Source organism: Streptomyces spororaveus (assembly GCF_016755875.1).
GTDB classification, from domain to species: Bacteria; Actinomycetota; Actinomycetes; order Streptomycetales; family Streptomycetaceae; genus Streptomyces; species Streptomyces spororaveus.
Window position 1 is genome coordinate 4,870,824 of sequence record NZ_BNED01000005.1, and the last position, 15,032, is coordinate 4,885,855.

At 73.2% G+C, this 15,032-nt stretch carries 13 protein-coding genes; 9 read left to right on the forward strand and 4 right to left on the reverse strand.

All coding sequences use genetic code 11. The features are described from left to right. From Sspor_RS24450 to Sspor_RS24465, 4 genes are all read left to right on the forward strand, one after another. Positions 1 to 1,905, forward strand: a complete 1,905-nt coding sequence (locus Sspor_RS24450) for an acetyl/propionyl/methylcrotonyl-CoA carboxylase subunit alpha (protein WP_272934845.1) — start codon at positions 1 to 3, stop codon at positions 1,903 to 1,905. After that, positions 1,902 to 3,062 carry an acyl-CoA dehydrogenase family protein gene (locus tag Sspor_RS24455; RefSeq protein ID WP_202201033.1) on the forward strand — a complete coding sequence of 387 codons (1,161 nt, stop codon included), beginning with the start codon at positions 1,902 to 1,904 and terminating at the stop codon, positions 3,060 to 3,062. The genes Sspor_RS24450 and Sspor_RS24455 overlap by 4 nt, the downstream gene beginning before the upstream one ends. Positions 3,063 to 3,638: 576 nt before the next feature. Then, positions 3,639 to 4,376, forward strand: a complete 738-nt coding sequence (locus tag Sspor_RS24460) for an enoyl-CoA hydratase family protein (RefSeq protein ID WP_202201034.1) — start codon at positions 3,639 to 3,641, stop codon at positions 4,374 to 4,376. Beyond that, a complete protein-coding gene (locus Sspor_RS24465) occupies positions 4,364 to 4,951 on the forward strand; it encodes a TetR/AcrR family transcriptional regulator (RefSeq protein WP_202201035.1) in 588 nt (195 codons plus the stop codon). The genes Sspor_RS24460 and Sspor_RS24465 overlap by 13 nt, the downstream gene beginning before the upstream one ends. A gap of 64 nt (positions 4,952 to 5,015) precedes the next feature. Here the strand turns inward: Sspor_RS24465 and Sspor_RS24470 are convergent, their stop codons facing one another. Then, positions 5,016 to 6,122, reverse strand: coding sequence for a citrate synthase 2 (locus Sspor_RS24470; protein ID WP_030390669.1), 1,107 nt, complete (start codon positions 6,120 to 6,122; stop codon positions 5,016 to 5,018). 200 nt (positions 6,123 to 6,322) lie between these two features. Here Sspor_RS24470 and pdxH point away from each other — a divergent pair, with 200 nt between their 5' ends. From pdxH to Sspor_RS24485, 3 genes are all read left to right on the forward strand, one after another. Further along, complete coding sequence (gene pdxH / locus Sspor_RS24475; RefSeq protein ID WP_202201036.1) at positions 6,323 to 6,985, forward strand: pyridoxamine 5'-phosphate oxidase; 663 nt, start codon at positions 6,323 to 6,325, stop codon at positions 6,983 to 6,985. Positions 6,986 to 7,379: 394 nt separating this feature from the next. Continuing rightward, positions 7,380 to 7,829 carry a hypothetical protein gene (locus tag Sspor_RS24480; RefSeq protein ID WP_202201037.1) on the forward strand — a complete coding sequence of 150 codons (450 nt, stop codon included), beginning with the start codon at positions 7,380 to 7,382 and terminating at the stop codon, positions 7,827 to 7,829. Between the two features lie 104 nt (positions 7,830 to 7,933). Then, positions 7,934 to 9,256: a PAS domain-containing protein gene (locus Sspor_RS24485; RefSeq protein ID WP_202201038.1), complete on the forward strand. Its 1,323-nt coding sequence runs from the start codon at positions 7,934 to 7,936 to the stop codon at positions 9,254 to 9,256. A 29-nt stretch (positions 9,257 to 9,285) separates the two neighbouring features. Here Sspor_RS24485 and Sspor_RS24490 read toward each other — a convergent pair whose 3' ends face one another. Beyond that, on the reverse strand, positions 9,286 to 10,041 hold the full coding sequence (locus Sspor_RS24490; RefSeq protein WP_202201039.1) for an SIS domain-containing protein: 756 nt from the start codon (positions 10,039 to 10,041) through the stop codon (positions 9,286 to 9,288). A gap of 257 nt (positions 10,042 to 10,298) precedes the next feature. On the opposite strand from Sspor_RS24490, the gene Sspor_RS24495 reads away from it, so the two are divergent. Together Sspor_RS24495 and Sspor_RS24500 are read left to right on the forward strand one after the other, a co-directional pair. Beyond that, positions 10,299 to 10,991: an iron-dependent transcriptional repressor DtxR gene (locus Sspor_RS24495; protein WP_202201040.1), complete on the forward strand. Its 693-nt coding sequence runs from the start codon at positions 10,299 to 10,301 to the stop codon at positions 10,989 to 10,991. Between the two features lie 383 nt (positions 10,992 to 11,374). Further along, on the forward strand, positions 11,375 to 12,298 hold the full coding sequence (locus Sspor_RS24500) for an alpha/beta fold hydrolase (RefSeq protein ID WP_202201041.1): 924 nt from the start codon (positions 11,375 to 11,377) through the stop codon (positions 12,296 to 12,298). 93 nt (positions 12,299 to 12,391) lie between these two features. Here the strand turns inward: Sspor_RS24500 and Sspor_RS24505 are convergent, their stop codons facing one another. After that, positions 12,392 to 14,125 carry a GumC domain-containing protein gene (locus Sspor_RS24505; RefSeq protein ID WP_237404003.1) on the reverse strand — a complete coding sequence of 578 codons (1,734 nt, stop codon included), beginning with the start codon at positions 14,123 to 14,125 and terminating at the stop codon, positions 12,392 to 12,394. Further along, on the reverse strand, positions 14,122 to 14,964 hold the full coding sequence (locus Sspor_RS24510) for an ABC transporter ATP-binding protein (protein WP_202201042.1): 843 nt from the start codon (positions 14,962 to 14,964) through the stop codon (positions 14,122 to 14,124). Before Sspor_RS24510 ends, Sspor_RS24505 begins: the two co-directional genes overlap by 4 nt. Between the last annotated feature and the right edge of the window lie 68 nt (positions 14,965 to 15,032).

Sequence of the window (15,032 nt, forward strand, 5' to 3'; positions counted from 1 at the left end):
ATGACGAACCTGACCTCCCTCCTCGTCGCCAACCGCGGCGAGATCGCCGTCCGGATCTTCCGCACCGCCCGCGCCCTGGGCCTGACCACCGTCGCCGTCCACTCCGACCCGGACGCCGACGCCCTCCACGTCCGCGACGCCGACGCGGCCGTCCGCCTGCCCGGCGCGGCCCCCGCCGACACCTACCTGCGCGGCGACCTGATCATCAAGGCCGCCCTCGCCGCCGGCGCCGACGCCGTCCACCCCGGCTACGGCTTCCTCTCCGAGAACGCCGGCTTCGCCCGCGAGGTCCAGGCCGCCGGACTGACCTGGATCGGCCCGCCCCCCGCGGCCATCGAGGCCATGGCCTCCAAGACCCGGGCCAAGGAACTGATGCGCGCCGCCGGAGTGCCGCTCCTCGACCCCGTCGACCCCGCCACCGCCACCCACGCCGACCTGCCCCTCCTCCTCAAGGCCGCGGCCGGCGGCGGCGGCCGCGGCATGCGCGTGGTCCGCGACCTCGACCAGCTCAAGGAAGCCCTGGACGCGGCCTCCGCCGAAGCCCGCTCCGCCTTCGGCGACGGCGAGGTCTTCGCCGAGCCCTACGTCGAACGCGGCCGCCACGTCGAGGTGCAGATCCTCGCCGACGCCCACGGCACCGTCTGGGCACTCGGCACCCGCGACTGCTCCCTCCAGCGCCGCCACCAGAAGGTCATCGAGGAAGCCCCCGCCCCGGGCCTCCCCGAAACCCTGCGCACGACCCTCCACGAGGCCGCCGTCGCCGCCGCCCGCGCCGTCTCGTACGAGGGAGCGGGCACGGTCGAGTTCCTCGTCACCGCCGACGGACGCCCGTACTTCCTGGAGATGAACACCCGCCTCCAGGTCGAACACCCCGTCACCGAAGCCGTATTCGATCTCGACCTCGTCGCCCTCCAGCTGCGCGTCGCCGAAGGCACGGCGCTGCCCCCGACACCCCCGCGGCCCACCGGACACGCCGTCGAGGCCCGCCTCTACGCCGAGGACCCCGCCCAGGACTGGCGCCCCCAGACCGGCACCCTGCACACCCTCGCCATCCCCGGCGGCGTCCGCGTCGACACCGGGTTCACCGACGGGGACACCGTCGGCATCCACTACGACCCCATGCTCGCCAAGGTCGTCACCCACGCCCCCACCCGCGCCGAGGCCGTCCGCGCCCTCGCCGCCGCCCTCGCCGGAGCCCGCCTCCACGGGCTCACCACCAACCGCGAACTCCTCGTACGCTCCCTGCGGCACCCGGAATTCGCCGCCGCGCAGCTCGACACCGGCTTCTACGACCGCCACCTCGACACCCTCACCGGCGGCGCCCCGGACCCCACCCCGGCCGCCCTCGCCGCCGCCCTCGCCGAGGCGGCCCCTGCCCCTGACGCCCCCCTCGCCGCCCGCCTGGGCGGCTGGCGCAACCTCCGCTCGCACCCCCACACCCGCCGCTACCGGGCCGCCGGCACCGAGTACGAGGTCCAGTACCACCCGGTGAACCACCCCGGGATCCGGGTCCTGGCCGCCACCCCCGACCTCGTCACCCTCGAAGTCGAGGGAATCCGCCGGGCGTTCCACGTGAAACAAAATTCGAACGAGATCTACGTGGACTCCGCCCTCGGCGCCCACACCTTCACCCGCGTTCCCCGCTTCCCCGATCCCCAGGACCGCACGGAACCGGGCTCGCTGCTCGCCCCCATGCCCGGCACCGTCGTCCGCATCGCCAAGGGCCTCGCCCCCGGCAGCCCCGTCACCACCGGGCAGCCCCTGCTCTGGCTGGAGGCCATGAAGATGGAGCACCGCATTCTCGCTCCCGCCTCCGGCACGCTCACCGCGCTCCACGTCGCCACCGGCCAACAGGTCGAGTACGGCGCCCTGCTCGCCGTAGTCCAGGAGGAAACGCAAGCATGAGCACCCTCATCGAAACCCAAGAGCACCACGCCCTGCGCGCCGCCGTAGCCGCCCTCGGACAGCGCTACGGCCGCGAGTACCTCGCCCGGATCGCCCGCGAAGGCGGCCACCCCGACGAGCTGTGGGCCGACGCCGCGAAGCTCGGCTACCTCGGGGTCAACCTCCCCGAGGAGTACGGCGGCGGAGGCGGCGGAATCGCCGAACTCTCCATCGTCCTGGAGGAACTGGGCGCCGCGGGCTGTCCCCTCCTCATGATGGTCGTCTCGCCCGCCATCTGCGGCACGGTCATCGCCCGCTTCGGCACCGACGCCCAGAAGCAGACCTGGCTGCCCGGCCTCGCCGACGGCAGCCGCATCATGGCCTTCGGCATCACCGAACCCGACGCCGGATCCAACTCCCACCGGATCACCACCACCGCCCGCCGCGACGGCGACGACTGGATCCTCACGGGCCGCAAGGTCTTCATCTCCGGCGTCGACATCGCCGACGCCACCCTCATCGTCGGCCGCACCGAGGACGCCCGGACGGGAAGCCTCAAGCCCTGCCTGTTCATCGTCCCGCGGGACGCCCCCGGCTTCGGCCGCACGGTCATCGACATGGAACTGGCGGCCGCGGAGAAGCAGTTCGAACTCACCCTGGACGACGTACGCCTGCCGTCCTCCGCCCTCGTGGGCGACGAGGACGCGGGCCTGCTCCAGCTGTTCGCCGGCCTCAACCCCGAACGCATCATGACGGCCGCCTTCGCCATCGGCATGGGCCGCTACGCCCTCGGCCGCGCCGTCGAGTACGCGAAGACCCGCCAGGTCTGGAAGACACCCATCGGCGCGCACCAGGCCGTGGCCCACCCGCTGGCCCAGGCCCACATCGAACTGGAACTGGCCCGCCTCATGACACAGAAGGCGGCCGCCCTGTACGACGCGGGCGACGACATGGGCGCGGGCGAGGCGGCGAACATGGCCAAGTACGCGGCCGCGGAGGCCTGTGTCCGTGCGGTCGACCAGGCCGTCCACACCCTCGGCGGCAACGGCCTCACCCGCGAATACGGCCTGGGCTCCCTGATCACCGCCTCCCGCGTGGCCCGGATCGCCCCGGTCAGCCGCGAGATGATCCTGAACTTCATCTCCCACCAAACCTTGCACCTGCCGAAGTCCTACTGACGGTGCGTCAGCCCCTGCGGGGTGCTCGGCGGTGTGCGGGTCGTCCCGGCCGGGGGTGCGCCTCAAGCGCCGGCGGGGCTGGGGTGTGCGGGCCTGTCGGCATGGGGCGGGGCGGGGTGCCGCGCCGGGGTGTCTCCTCGGCTCGCGCCTGCGGGCAGGGTCCAGCCATACGGGGTGGTTGCGCGCTCGTCCTGCGGGGACACCCCGCCACGTCCCCCCACCCCGCCGCCCAGGTGTCCGTCGAAGCCCTGCCGTGGGGCGGGGACACGCAGGAGGGTCCCCGCAGGACGAGCGCGCAACCCAGGCCGTCCAACTAGACCCCGGCCGCAGGCGCGAGCCGAGGAGACCCTCGTGCGGGGCCCCGCCCCACACCCCCCAGCCCCGCCGGCGCTTGAGGCGCACCCCGCGGCACGGGAAGGCCCGCACACCACCGAGCACCCCGCAGGGGCACGGCCCACCCGGGCCGGGACGGCCCGTACCGCACACCACCGAGCACCCCGCAGGGGAACACGTACCCTCCCCGGAGGGGACTCGGCTCCCCACGCACCCCCATCCGCACACCACTCCGGAGGAGACATGGCCCCACTCGTGCACGCCGCCCAGGCGACCGGCATCGCCACCCTCACCCTGGACTCCCCGGGCAACCGCAACGCCCTCTCCGCAGACCTCGTCGCAGACCTCCGCTCCGCGCTCGCCGCCGCGGCCGCCGACACCGCCGTCCGGGCCGTCGTCCTCACCCACACCGGCAACACCTTCTGCGCCGGGGCCGACCTCAAGTCCCCCTGCGACCCGGCCGACTTCCTGGCGCTGCTCCGCGAGACCGCCGAGCTGCCCAAGCCCGTCGTCGCCCGCGTCACCGGCCACGTACGGGCCGGCGGCCTCGGGCTGCTCGGCGCCTGCGACATCGCCGCCGCCGGACCGCAGTCCTCGTACGCCTTCACCGAGACCCATCTGGGCCTCGCCCCGGCCGTGATCTCCATGCCGCTGCTGCCGCGCCTCGAACCCCGCGCCGCCGCCCGCTACTTCCTCACCGCCGAGGCCTTCGACGCCGCCGAGGCCGCCCGGATCGGCCTCCTCACCCTGCACGGCGAGGACGTGGACGCGGCCCTGGAGCCCGTACTCGCCGGCCTGCGCAAGGCCTCCCCGCAGGGGCTGGCCGCGACCAAGGCGCTGACCTCCGCCGCCGTGCGCGAGGCCCTCACCCGCGACGGCTCCCGCCTCACCGAGCTGTCCGCAGGACTGTTCGCCTCCGCCGAGGCCCGCGAGGGCATCACCGCCCGCTTCGAGCGCCGGGAACCGTCATGGTCGCTGTGACCGGCCCCAAGCAGGCCCGCAGCCGTGTCACCCGCCGCCACCTCCTGGAGGCGGCCGTGTCCTGCCTGGCGGAGCACGGCTGGGCCGGGTCGACCGTCTCGGTCGTCGCCGAACGGGCCGGCGTCTCGCGCGGCGCCGCCCAGCACCACTTCCCGACCCGCGAGGACCTGTTCACCGCGGCCGTCGAGTACGTCGCCGAGGAGCGGTCCACCGCCCTGCGCGACCTCTTCCACGCCGGCCCGGCCGCCCGCCCCGCCGTGGTGGAGGCGCTGGTCGACCTGTACACGGGAGCCCTCTTCCGGGCCGCGCTCCAGCTGTGGGTGGCCGCCTCCAACGAGGAGCAGCTACGCCCGCGGGTCACCGAGCTGGAGGCCCGGGTCGGCCGCGAGACCCACCGCATCGCCGTCGAGCTGCTGGGCGCTGACGAGTCGGTGCCGGGCGTACGGGAGACCGTGCAGGGCCTGCTGGACATGGCGCGGGGGCTCGGCCTGGCCAACGTACTCACCGACGACACGGCCCGCCGCGCCCGGGTGGTGGCCCAGTGGTCGCGCATCCTCGACGCGGCCCTGGGCTGACGCGCGGGAACGCGAAGGGCGCCGTACCCCGCGAACGGGACACGGCGCCCTGAGCGAGCGGCGGTTACGCGGTCTCGGCGATGTCCGCGTAGCCCTCGATCTCCTGCGGGTTGCGCCGCCCCGGCCCGGTGTAGCGGGCCGAGGGCCGCACCAGGCGGCCCGTGCGCTTCTGCTCCAGGATGTGCGCCGACCAGCCGGCGGTACGGGCGCAGCTGAACATCGACGTGAACATGTGCGCGGGGACCTCGGCGAAGTCCAGCATGATCGCTGCCCAGAACTCCACGTTCGTGGCGAGCACCCGGTCGGGGCGGCGCGCGTGCAGCTCCTCCAGCGCGGCCTTCTCCAGCGCGGCGGCCACCTCGTAGCGCGGCGCGTCCAGCTCCTTGGCCGTGCGCCGCAGCACGCGGGCGCGCGGGTCCTCGGCCCGGTAGACGCGGTGCCCGAAGCCCATCAGCCGCTCGCCCTTGTCGAGGGCCTTCTTCACGTACGCCACGGCGTCGCCGGTGCGCTCGATCTCCTCGATCATGCCGAGCACGCGGGACGGCGCCCCGCCGTGCAGCGGCCCGGACATGGCGCCCACCGCGCCCGACAGCGCCGCGGCGACGTCCGCGCCGGTCGACGCGATCACCCGGGCGGTGAAGGTGGAGGCGTTCATGCCGTGCTCGGCGGCCGAGGTCCAGTACGCGTCGACGGCCTTGACGTGCCGCGGGTCCGGCTCGCCCCGCCAGCGGATCATGAACCGCTCGACGACGGACTCGGCCTTGTCGATCTCCCGCTGCGGGACCATGGGCAGGCCCTGGCCGCGGGCGGACTGGGCGACGTACGACAGTGCCATCACGGCAGCGCGCGCGAGGTCGTCGCGGGCGGTCTGCTCGTCGATGTCCAGCAGGGGTTTCAGGCCCCACACGGGGGCGAGCATGGCGAGTGCGGACTGCACGTCGACGCGGATGTCACCGGAGTGGACCGGAATGGGGAAGGGCTCGGCGGCCGGCAGGCCCGGGTTGAAAGCACCGTCGACCAGCAGGCCCCACACGTTCCCGAAGGAGACGTGGCCGACGAGATCTTCGATGTCGACGCCCCGGTAGCGGAGCGACCCGCCTTCCTTGTCGGGCTCGGCGATCTCCGTCTCGAACGCGACGACCCCTTCGAGCCCGGGTACGAAGTCGGACATCAGGCGGCTCCTCAGATAGTGCGAACACGCGCGGCTCCCGGCGTGACTCGCGGTCCGGCGCGGTCATCCCCGTTGATGCCCGGCACGGCCGTCGGTCACCCGCTCGGGGACCTTCGGACCGGCCCCAAGATTTTGGCCGTTCCGCCCCGACTGCGGAAGCGTGACATACGGCACACCGTCACCGGTCCGGCTGCGGCAGGATGGCCCGCGTGACCGATCAGGACATTGACCCCGCCATGATGCGCAAGCAGTACCGCTCGGAGATCGTCGACGAGGGCAGTCTCGCCGGGAATCCGATGGACCAGTTCGCCCTCTGGTTCCAGCAGGCCGCCGACTCGCACCTCTTCGAACCGAACGCCATGGTCGTATCGACGGCCACCTCCGACGGACGGCCGAGTTCGCGGACGGTGCTGATGAAGCAGTTCGACGGCCGGGGCTTCGTCTTCTTCACCAACTACGCCTCCCGCAAGGGCCGCGAGCTGGCCGAGAACCCGCACGTCGCGCTGCTCTTCCCCTGGCATCCGATCGCCCGCCAGGTGATCGTCACCGGTACGGCGTCCCGTATCGGCCGTGACGAGACGGCCGCGTACTTCCGCTCCCGCCCGCACGGCTCCCAGCTGGGCGCCTGGGCGAGCGAGCAGTCGAGCGTGATCGGCTCCCGCGCGGAGCTGGACCGGCGCTACGCCGAGCTGGAGGCCCGCTACCCGGAGGGCGAGCAGGTGCCGGTCCCGCCGGAGTGGGGCGGCCTGCGCGTGGTGCCGCGGGAGATCGAGTTCTGGCAGGGCCACGAGAACCGCCTGCACGACCGGCTGCGCTACACCCTGGACGGGGAGGAGTGGCACGTGGACCGGCTCTGCCCGTAGCCGTGCGGCGCCGGGGCGGTACACGCAGACGACCCGCGGGCTCGGGTTTCTCTCCTGCAGTGAGAGAAGCCGGCCGGACGTACCGGCGAGCCCGCGGGTCGGGTGACTGCTTGGGATTGGCGCCAGGCGTTCCGCCGGGCACCGCACTGGGTGCGTTGCTGACGACGGGCGCTTAGCCCGCAGTCACCTCACGCGTCCGGTTTCCGTACATTTCGGGAACCACCTCCCTTCTCGTGTAAGTCAGAGCCTAGGCAGGCGCACCGACGGCCACAAGCGTTTTATTTCTCGATCACCGCGAGCGAGGATGCCCCCACGGGAGCGATCGGCACGGGGGACACACGGACGGCGACCACGGGGCCCTTCCACGCCACTACGGGCACAGGGCCCGGAACTGGTGCTTCTACGGCACGGTCTCGGCCGGGCTCTCGTCGACCGGGAGGGCATCGTCGTGCGCGGCCTGCGCCCGCCGCGCCGCCTCGCCTGGGACGGCATCCACGACATCCGGTGCGTGGCCGTCCCCGCGGGACGCGGCTGGGGGCCCGGCACCGTCACGTATGCCTACCGCACCGACGGCCGGCGCGTCCTGTTGCTGTGTGTGGACGACGAGGAGCTCCCGGCCCTGGAGCCGGAGCTCGCCTTCCTGCGGGCGCTCCTGGTGCGGCGGCGGAGCGCCGGCCGGGTCCCCGATCCGCGGGCGGAGCCGCGTATCGCCCTGCAGAACGCGCGCGAGGAGGCCTGGGACCGGTGGTTCGACGGGTGGCGGTCGTACGTGCTCATCTTCGGTGTGGCCGCCGCCGTCCTCGCGGGGATCGTCCTCACGACATGGCTCGGCGGACCGGCCTGACCGGATTTCGTATCCCTAATCCGGCGAAAGCGGTGTGGTGTGGGTCACGTTCGAGTTCAATGATCTGACGTGCCGCATACGCGAACACCTGCTGGGGGTTCCAGGTGAGTGCTTACGGGCGTAACGAGACCGCTGACGATCTGCTCGCCGCGCTGTTGGACGGGATGGACGCAGCCCTGTGCGCGTTCGACTCCGACGGGGTGATCACCCACTGGAACCGCGAGGCCGAGCGGATCCTGGGGTGGACCGCCGCCGAGGCCGTGGGGCGCAAGGGCTTCGAGGGGTGGGCGGTGCGTGCCGCCGACGCGCACGACGTCCAGGACCGGCTGATGGCCGCCCGGCAGGTGCCCGGCCGGCAGGTGCACGAGTTCGCGCTGCTGACCAAGGACGGCGGGCGCGTCCTCGTGCGGACCCAGTCCGCCGGGGTGCCCGGTGCGGACGGGAAACCCGCCGGGGTGTACTGCGCCTTCAGCGAGGTGCACGCCCAGATCGACCTGGAGCGCTCCATCGCGCTGAGCGAGGCCCTGCTGGAGGACGCCTCGTGGGGCGTGGTCCTGGTCGACGTCGATCTGCGGCCCGCCGTGGTCAACGCGCACGCCGCACGGGCCTTCGGGGCCGGCCGCACCGCGCTCCTCGGGCGGCCCCTGGGGGAACTGCTGGTCCAGGGCGTCGAGGAGTTGGAGGGCGCGCTCCAGTACGTGCTCGCCGAGGGGGCCCCGTCCGCGCCGGTGGAGATGTGGGTGTCGGTGCGCACGCCGGAGGGGGTGCGGCGCAGGTGCTGGCGGTGCGGGTTCCTGCGGCTGGCTTCGCCGCTCGCGGAGGAGCCGGTACCGCTGGGCGTCGGCTGGCTGTTCCAGGACGTCACCGAGGCCCGCCAGGAGCAGCTGGACACCGCGCAGCTGCGGTTCCGCTCGCACCAGCTCCACCGCGCGGGGCGGGCCGCCGCCGAGTGCGAGGACCCGGCCGAGGCGGCCGCCGTACGCCTGGACTTCGCCCTGGCCGGCTTCGCGGAGCACGCGCTGCTGGACGTACTGGACCCGACGGCCGATCCCGAGCGGCGAAGGCTCGTACGGTCGGCCGCGTCGCCGCCGGCGCTGCCGGGCCCGGGGTCGATCCCGGTCCGGTACGCGGCCGGGCACCCGGCGCTGCAGGCCCTGGACCGGATCGGCTCGGTGCGTACGAGTGCCCCGCGCGGGGAGGCGGACGCGGAGTGGGCGCGGGCCCGCCGGTGGCCCGAGGACGCCGCGCACGGGCTGTGCACGGTGCTGCGGAGCCGGGGGCGGACCCTGGGGGCGCTGACGTTCCTGCGCGGACCCTCGCGGGTGGCCTTCGAGCGCGTGGACGCGGCGTACGCGGAGGAGGTCGCGGCCCGGGTCGCGGCCGACCTGGACCTGGCGGCGGGTCCGGCCGGCCCGGACGGGGGCTGATGGCGCGGCGCGCGCCCGCGCCGTGGGGCTCAGTGCCGGAAGAAGATCCGGTCGCCGTACTCCTGCATCACGCGGCCGTTCCACTCGTGGCCGCCGTCGACGTTGCCCGAGCGCAGCAGCGGGGGCTCGACCCCGCGGGCCGCGAGCTCGCCGGCCGCGGCCGCCATGACCGCCTGCATGATCGCGCTGGTCACGACGGTGGAGGCGGGGGCGAAGGGCGCGTCGATGCCGTCGATGCTCAGCTCGGCGTCACCGACCGCGATCTTGCTGTCGAGGACGACGTCGCAGTGGTCCTTGAGGAAGGTGCCGGAGAGGTGCCGTGACTTGGTCCCGGTCGCGTACGCCACCGAGGTCACGCCGATGACCTTGAGGCCGATGGCGCGGGCGTTCATCGCCATCTCGACGGGCAGGGCGTTGCGTCCGGAGAGGGAGATGATCACGAGGACGTCGCCGTCGGAGGCGGGGCTGCTGTCGAGGACGGCGCCGGCCAGGCCGTCGACCCGTTCCAGGGCGCTGCCCAGGGTCGCGGGCATGACGTCGATGCCGGCCGTGCCGGGGACGGCGAGGAAGTTCATCAGGGCCAGTCCGCCGGCCCGGTAGACGACGTCCTGGGCGGGCAGCGAGGAGTGCCCGGCGCCGAAGGCGAAGAGCCGGTTGCCGGAGGCGACCGCGTCGGCGACGAGGGAGCCTGCCTCGGCGATGTGCGCGGCCTCCTCGTCCCGCACGCGCTCCAGCAGACCGATGGCGGCATCGAAGAACTGACCGGCCAGCTTGCTCTCGCTCATACGCCGATGGCCCTTCCAGGGGTGGGGGAGCGTCCGTGTCCGCCGCTCACCGTGCGGTCTGGACCAAGGGCGTGTCAATACGAACGTCAATCCCGGGCCGAAAGCTCTGGTCGCGCGCCCCGCGCATCTCCGGTGGATCTTCCCCGGGATGTCCGGGAGATGTCCGTGAGGGCTCTTGACCCTTGGCACGGGACGGTTGTCGGCCCGATGCGTCAGAATTGGGGGCAGGGCCAGCGCACGCTATCCGAGGGGCACGAATGTCCGGACTGATCGATACCACGGAGATGTATCTCCGCACCATCCTCGAGCTGGAAGAGGAAGGCGTGGTACCCATGCGCGCCCGCATCGCCGAGCGGCTCGACCAGAGCGGTCCGACGGTGAGCCAGACGGTGGCGCGCATGGAGCGGGACGGCTTGGTGGCGGTCGCCAGCGACCGGCACCTTGAGCTGACGGAGGAGGGGCGTCGACTGGCTACGCGTGTCATGCGCAAGCACCGGCTCGCGGAGTGTCTGCTCGTCGACGTCATCGGGCTGGAGTGGGAGCAGGTGCACGCGGAGGCCTGCCGGTGGGAGCACGTGATGAGCGAGGCGGTGGAGCGGCGGGTGCTGGAGCTGCTGCGCCACCCGACCGAGTCGCCGTACGGGAACCCGATCCCCGGGCTGGAGGAGCTGGGTGAGAAGGCCGAGGCCGACCCGTTCCTCGAGGACGGCATGGTCAGTCTGTCCGAGCTCGACCCGGGTTCCGAGGGCAAGACGGTGGTCGTCCGCCGGATCGGTGAGCCGATCCAGACGGATGCGCAGCTGATGTACACGCTCCGGCGGGCCGGCGTGCAGCCCGGCTCGGTGGTGAGCGTGACCGAGTCCCCGGGGGGCGTGCTGGTCGGCAGTGGCGGCGAGGCCGCCGAGCTGGACGTGGAGGTCGCTTCGCACGTGTTCGTCGCGAAGCGCTGATCTCCGCGGTGCGTCGGCGTTCGCGTCGGTGCCCGCGTCGACGCGGATGCGTCCGGTGGACCGGTCCGTACGAGCCGTGACTCGGGGGTTCCTGCCTCACGGGTCGTTACCCGTATGGAAGACCAGCCCTTGGTGTGGGCGGTCCCGGCGCCTTTCGGCGCCGGGACCGGTCCTCCCCTTGTGACCTGGAGCCCCGAGCTCTCAAGGTCGTCCCCTCGGACCGTCTTCCCCGAGCGGCCCGCCTCCCTGTTGAAAGGATCTCCATCGGCAGTGGCGGCCAATCCTTGAGCAAGGTCACTCGAAAGAGCGGTGTTGGGGACGAGAAACCCGTTTTCGAATATGGGTTCGATAGTCTGGCGGGGAGCGAAGGGGGTGCATCTGCGGTGGTACAGCGCGTCGATGTGACAGGGGCCGAAGGTGTCCGCCTGGCTGCCTGGGAGTTCCGCGAAGCAGAGGCCGAGCCCGACACCCGCCCGGGCGTGCTGTTACTGCACGGCCTGATGGGCCGCGCCTTCCACTGGGCAGGCACCGCCCGCTGGCTCCGCGAGCGCCGCCGCGTCGTGGCCCTGGACCAGCGCGGACACGGCCAGAGCGCCCGCCCGCCCGCCGCCTCCGGCGGCACCCCGACCGCCCTGGGCCGCGAGGCCTTCGTGGCGGACGCCGAAGCCACCGTCGAGCAGCTCGGCCTCGCCCCCGTGACCCTGATCGGCCACTCCATGGGCGCCCTCACCGCCTGGCAGCTCGCGGCCCGCCGCCCGGACCTGGTCGAAGCCGTGGTCATCTGCGACATGCGCGCCTCCGCCCTGGGCGCGGCCTCCCAGCAGGAGTGGGAGGACTGGTTCCACCACTGGCCTCTGCCCTTTCCCACCCAGGACGCGGCCCGCCGCTGGTTCGGCGAGGACGACCCCCGGGTGGAGCGGCCCGATCCCGGCCGCGGCGCCTTCTTCGCCGAGGTCATGCACGAGGCGTCGGACGGCTGGCGTCCGGTCTTCTCCCGCCGCCAGATGCTGACGGCCCGCGAGACGTGGGTGTACGACGCCCACTGGGAGGAGCTCGCCCAGGTCCGCTGCCCGACCCTGGTGGTCCGCGGCCTGGACGGCGAACTGGGCCGGGCCGAGGCCCAGGAAATGGTCCGCGTCCTCCCGGCCGGCCAGTACGCGGAAATCCCCGACGCGGGCCACTACCTCCACTACGACCAGCCGACGGCCTGGCGCGAAGTCCTGGAACCCTTCCTCGACGGCATCAAAACCGAGACCCCCGACACCCACCCGACGCACCTGCCGCGGAGCCGACCGATGCCGGAGTGACGGGAACGGGCCGGGCTCCGCCCCCGTGAGGGAGCGGAGCCCGGCCCGTTCCGGCGCGGTCGCCGGTCAGCGGTCGGCAGTCGCGGTCGCCGGTCAGCCCTTGCTGACCGCCCACAGGATCTCCGGGAGCTTGCGCGCCACCGTGGGGGCCGCGAGTCGCAGGCCCGCCCAGGCGGCCAGCGTGCCCCAGGCCGCACCCAGCGGGAGCACGATCCAGGAGATGTCCTGGTGGTCACCCACGTTGAGCCAGATCGTCATGACGATCACCGGCGCGGAGACGATCGCCGAGACCACCATCCCGGCGAGGATTCCGCCCCAGGCGAGACCGCCCTGCCCCGGGGCGACGTTCTTGAAGGCGCCGTCCGACGGGATCGAGTACGGGAAGTGGGCCGAGGCCAGCGCACCCGTGCAGAGCATCGAACCCAGCAGGGCCAGGGCCAGGCCCGTGGCCGCCGGGAGGGCGGACCAGTCGCCGATCACCGCGGCCGTGACCGAGGTGACCAGCACCGTGTACGGGACGGTGACCAGGGCCAGCGCGGCGGCCCGCGCGCGCAGTTCGACGTACGCGTCGCGCGTGGAGGAGATGGTCTGCGCGACCATCCAGAACGCCGAGGTGTCCTGACCGAACTGGTTGTACATCAGCATGCCGAGCATGCCCGCGCCGAAGCAGCCGAGGTATACGGACCCCGAGCCCTGGAGGGCGTTGAAGACAGGGATGATCACGCCGATCGCCAGCGAGGTCACCCAGCCCGACTTGGTCTTCGGATCGCGGACGGCGTAGCGCAGGGTGCGCCGCATCGTCGCTCCCGTGCGTCCGGCGGGCAGCAGGGACCGCCGGCCGCCCGCGCCGCGGTCCTTCATCGGCCGGGCCGCGGTGATGGTCGAGCCGTCCGGGGTGACCATCAGCCGGGTCAGGGTCCGCTCCCAGAACCACAGGAGGGCGATCACCGCGGCCAGGGTCAGGGCCAGCTGGGCGGCCGCCACCCCGTACGCGCCCTCGCTCGCCGAGTCCACCATGCCGATGGCGGTCGCCGGCGGCAGCCAGCGCACGACATCCTCGACGGGCTCCAGCGAGGCCAGGCCACCCGCCTGGAACAGGCTCTGGCTGGCGAAGTTGGCCACCTGCCCGCCCACCGCGATCAGCAGGCCGCTGAGCACGGCCAGGTCGCGTCCCTTGCGGCTGGTGAGCAGCCGTACGTTGGCCGTGGCCACCGCCCGGGCGAGGGCCACGCAGCCGAGCACCAGCAGGGGCGCGGCCACCACCGCGGCCACCGCGCCGGCTGCGCCGCGTGCCACGGCCAGTACGGAACCGATGGCCAGGCACAGGGTGAACAGCGGCCCGATGCCGACCAGCGAGGAGGCGAGGAGGGCCTGTACGAGAGGACGCGGGCGCAGCGGCAGCATGACCAGCCGGCTCGGGTCGAGGGTCTCGTCCCCGGAGGGGAAGAACAGCGGCATGAAGGTCCAGCCGAGGGCCAGGATCGCGGCCAGCAGCACGACGACCGTGCCCGCGTGGGCGTTCCCGTGCAGCAGGGCCAGGCCGAGCGTCACGAAGAAGCCGACGACCAGGGCGAGGGCGAGCGTCGAGAAGTAGGCGGCCTTGCGCTTCGAGGAGCCCTTCAGTCCGTTGCGCAGCAGCGACAGCTTGAGGCGGACGAAGACCGGGGTCAGCGGGACCGACGCGGCGGACGGGACCCGGGTGGCGCCTGCGGCGCCTGCGGCGTCCGTGGGCCCCGGGGCTCCGGAGGCGGAGGCGGTCACGGTGCCGGCCGGTCCGGCAGCCGTTCCGGTAGCCGGGTTGGCGGGCGAGGGCGAGGACGAGGTCATCGCGATCCCGCCCCGGAGCCGCCGCCGAGCCAGTCCAGCGAGTCACCGGCCGCGTCCCGCCCGTGTGCGCCGACCAGTTCGAGGAAGGCGGCCTGCAGCGAGGGCGCGGAGCCCCGTACGTCGGCCAGCGGGCCCGCGGCGCGGATCCGGCCGGCGGCCATCACGGCCACCCAGTCGCACAGCGACTCGACGAGCTCCATCACGTGGGAGGAGAAGATGACCGTGGCACCGGAGGCCGTGTAGCGCTCCAGCACCCCGCGGATGGTCTGCGCCGACACCGGGTCGACGCCCTCGAACGGCTCGTCCAGGAAGAGCACTTCGGGGTTGTGCAGCAGCGCCGCCGCCAGGCCGATCTTCTTGCGCATACCGGTCGAGTAGTCCACGACCAGTTTGTGCTGCGAGCCCGCGAGGTCGAGGACGTCCAGCAGCTGCGTCGCCCGCTTGTCGGTCTCCTCGCCCGGCAGCCCGCGCAGCCGGCCCATGTAGCCGAGCAGTTCGCGTCCCGACAGCCGCTCGAAGAGCCGCAGCCCCTCGGGCAGTACGCCGATCCGCGCCTTCACCTCGGTCGGGTCCGCCCACACGTCGTGCCCCGCGACGTGGACCCGCCCCATGTCCGGGCGCAGCAGGCCGGTCACCATCGACAGCGTGGTCGTCTTGCCCGCGCCGTTGGGGCCCACCAGGCCGATGAACTGCCCCGCGGGCAGCTCCAGGTCTATCCCGGCGACGGCCACCTGCTCGCCGAACCGCTTCCACAGACCTTCCACGCGCACGGCGGGCGGCGCGGATCGCGCGCCACCCGTTCCGTACGTTCCACCCGTCGCATCGCCCTGGTCCGGCATGCGCCTGCCTCTCATTACGTCCCCGTTGGTCGTTCCTTCTTCACCATAGGAGGAGGGGGAGAGGCTTG

Coding starts and splice junctions, on each gene's coding strand:
- Sspor_RS24450 (WP_272934845.1), top strand. CDS start 1: ATGACGAACCTGACCTCCCTCCTCGTCGCCAACCGCGGCGAGATCGCC.
- Sspor_RS24455 (WP_202201033.1), top strand. CDS start 1,902: ATGAGCACCCTCATCGAAACCCAAGAGCACCACGCCCTGCGCGCCGCC.
- Sspor_RS24510 (WP_202201042.1), bottom strand. CDS start 14,964: ATGCCGGACCAGGGCGATGCGACGGGTGGAACGTACGGAACGGGTGGC.
- Sspor_RS24495 (WP_202201040.1), top strand. CDS start 10,299: ATGTCCGGACTGATCGATACCACGGAGATGTATCTCCGCACCATCCTC.
- pdxH (WP_202201036.1), top strand. CDS start 6,323: ATGGCCCGCGTGACCGATCAGGACATTGACCCCGCCATGATGCGCAAG.
- Sspor_RS24465 (WP_202201035.1), top strand. CDS start 4,364: ATGGTCGCTGTGACCGGCCCCAAGCAGGCCCGCAGCCGTGTCACCCGC.
- Sspor_RS24505 (WP_237404003.1), bottom strand. CDS start 14,125: ATGACCTCGTCCTCGCCCTCGCCCGCCAACCCGGCTACCGGAACGGCT.
- Sspor_RS24490 (WP_202201039.1), bottom strand. CDS start 10,041: ATGAGCGAGAGCAAGCTGGCCGGTCAGTTCTTCGATGCCGCCATCGGT.
- Sspor_RS24470 (WP_030390669.1), bottom strand. CDS start 6,122: ATGTCCGACTTCGTACCCGGGCTCGAAGGGGTCGTCGCGTTCGAGACG.
- Sspor_RS24460 (WP_202201034.1), top strand. CDS start 3,639: ATGGCCCCACTCGTGCACGCCGCCCAGGCGACCGGCATCGCCACCCTC.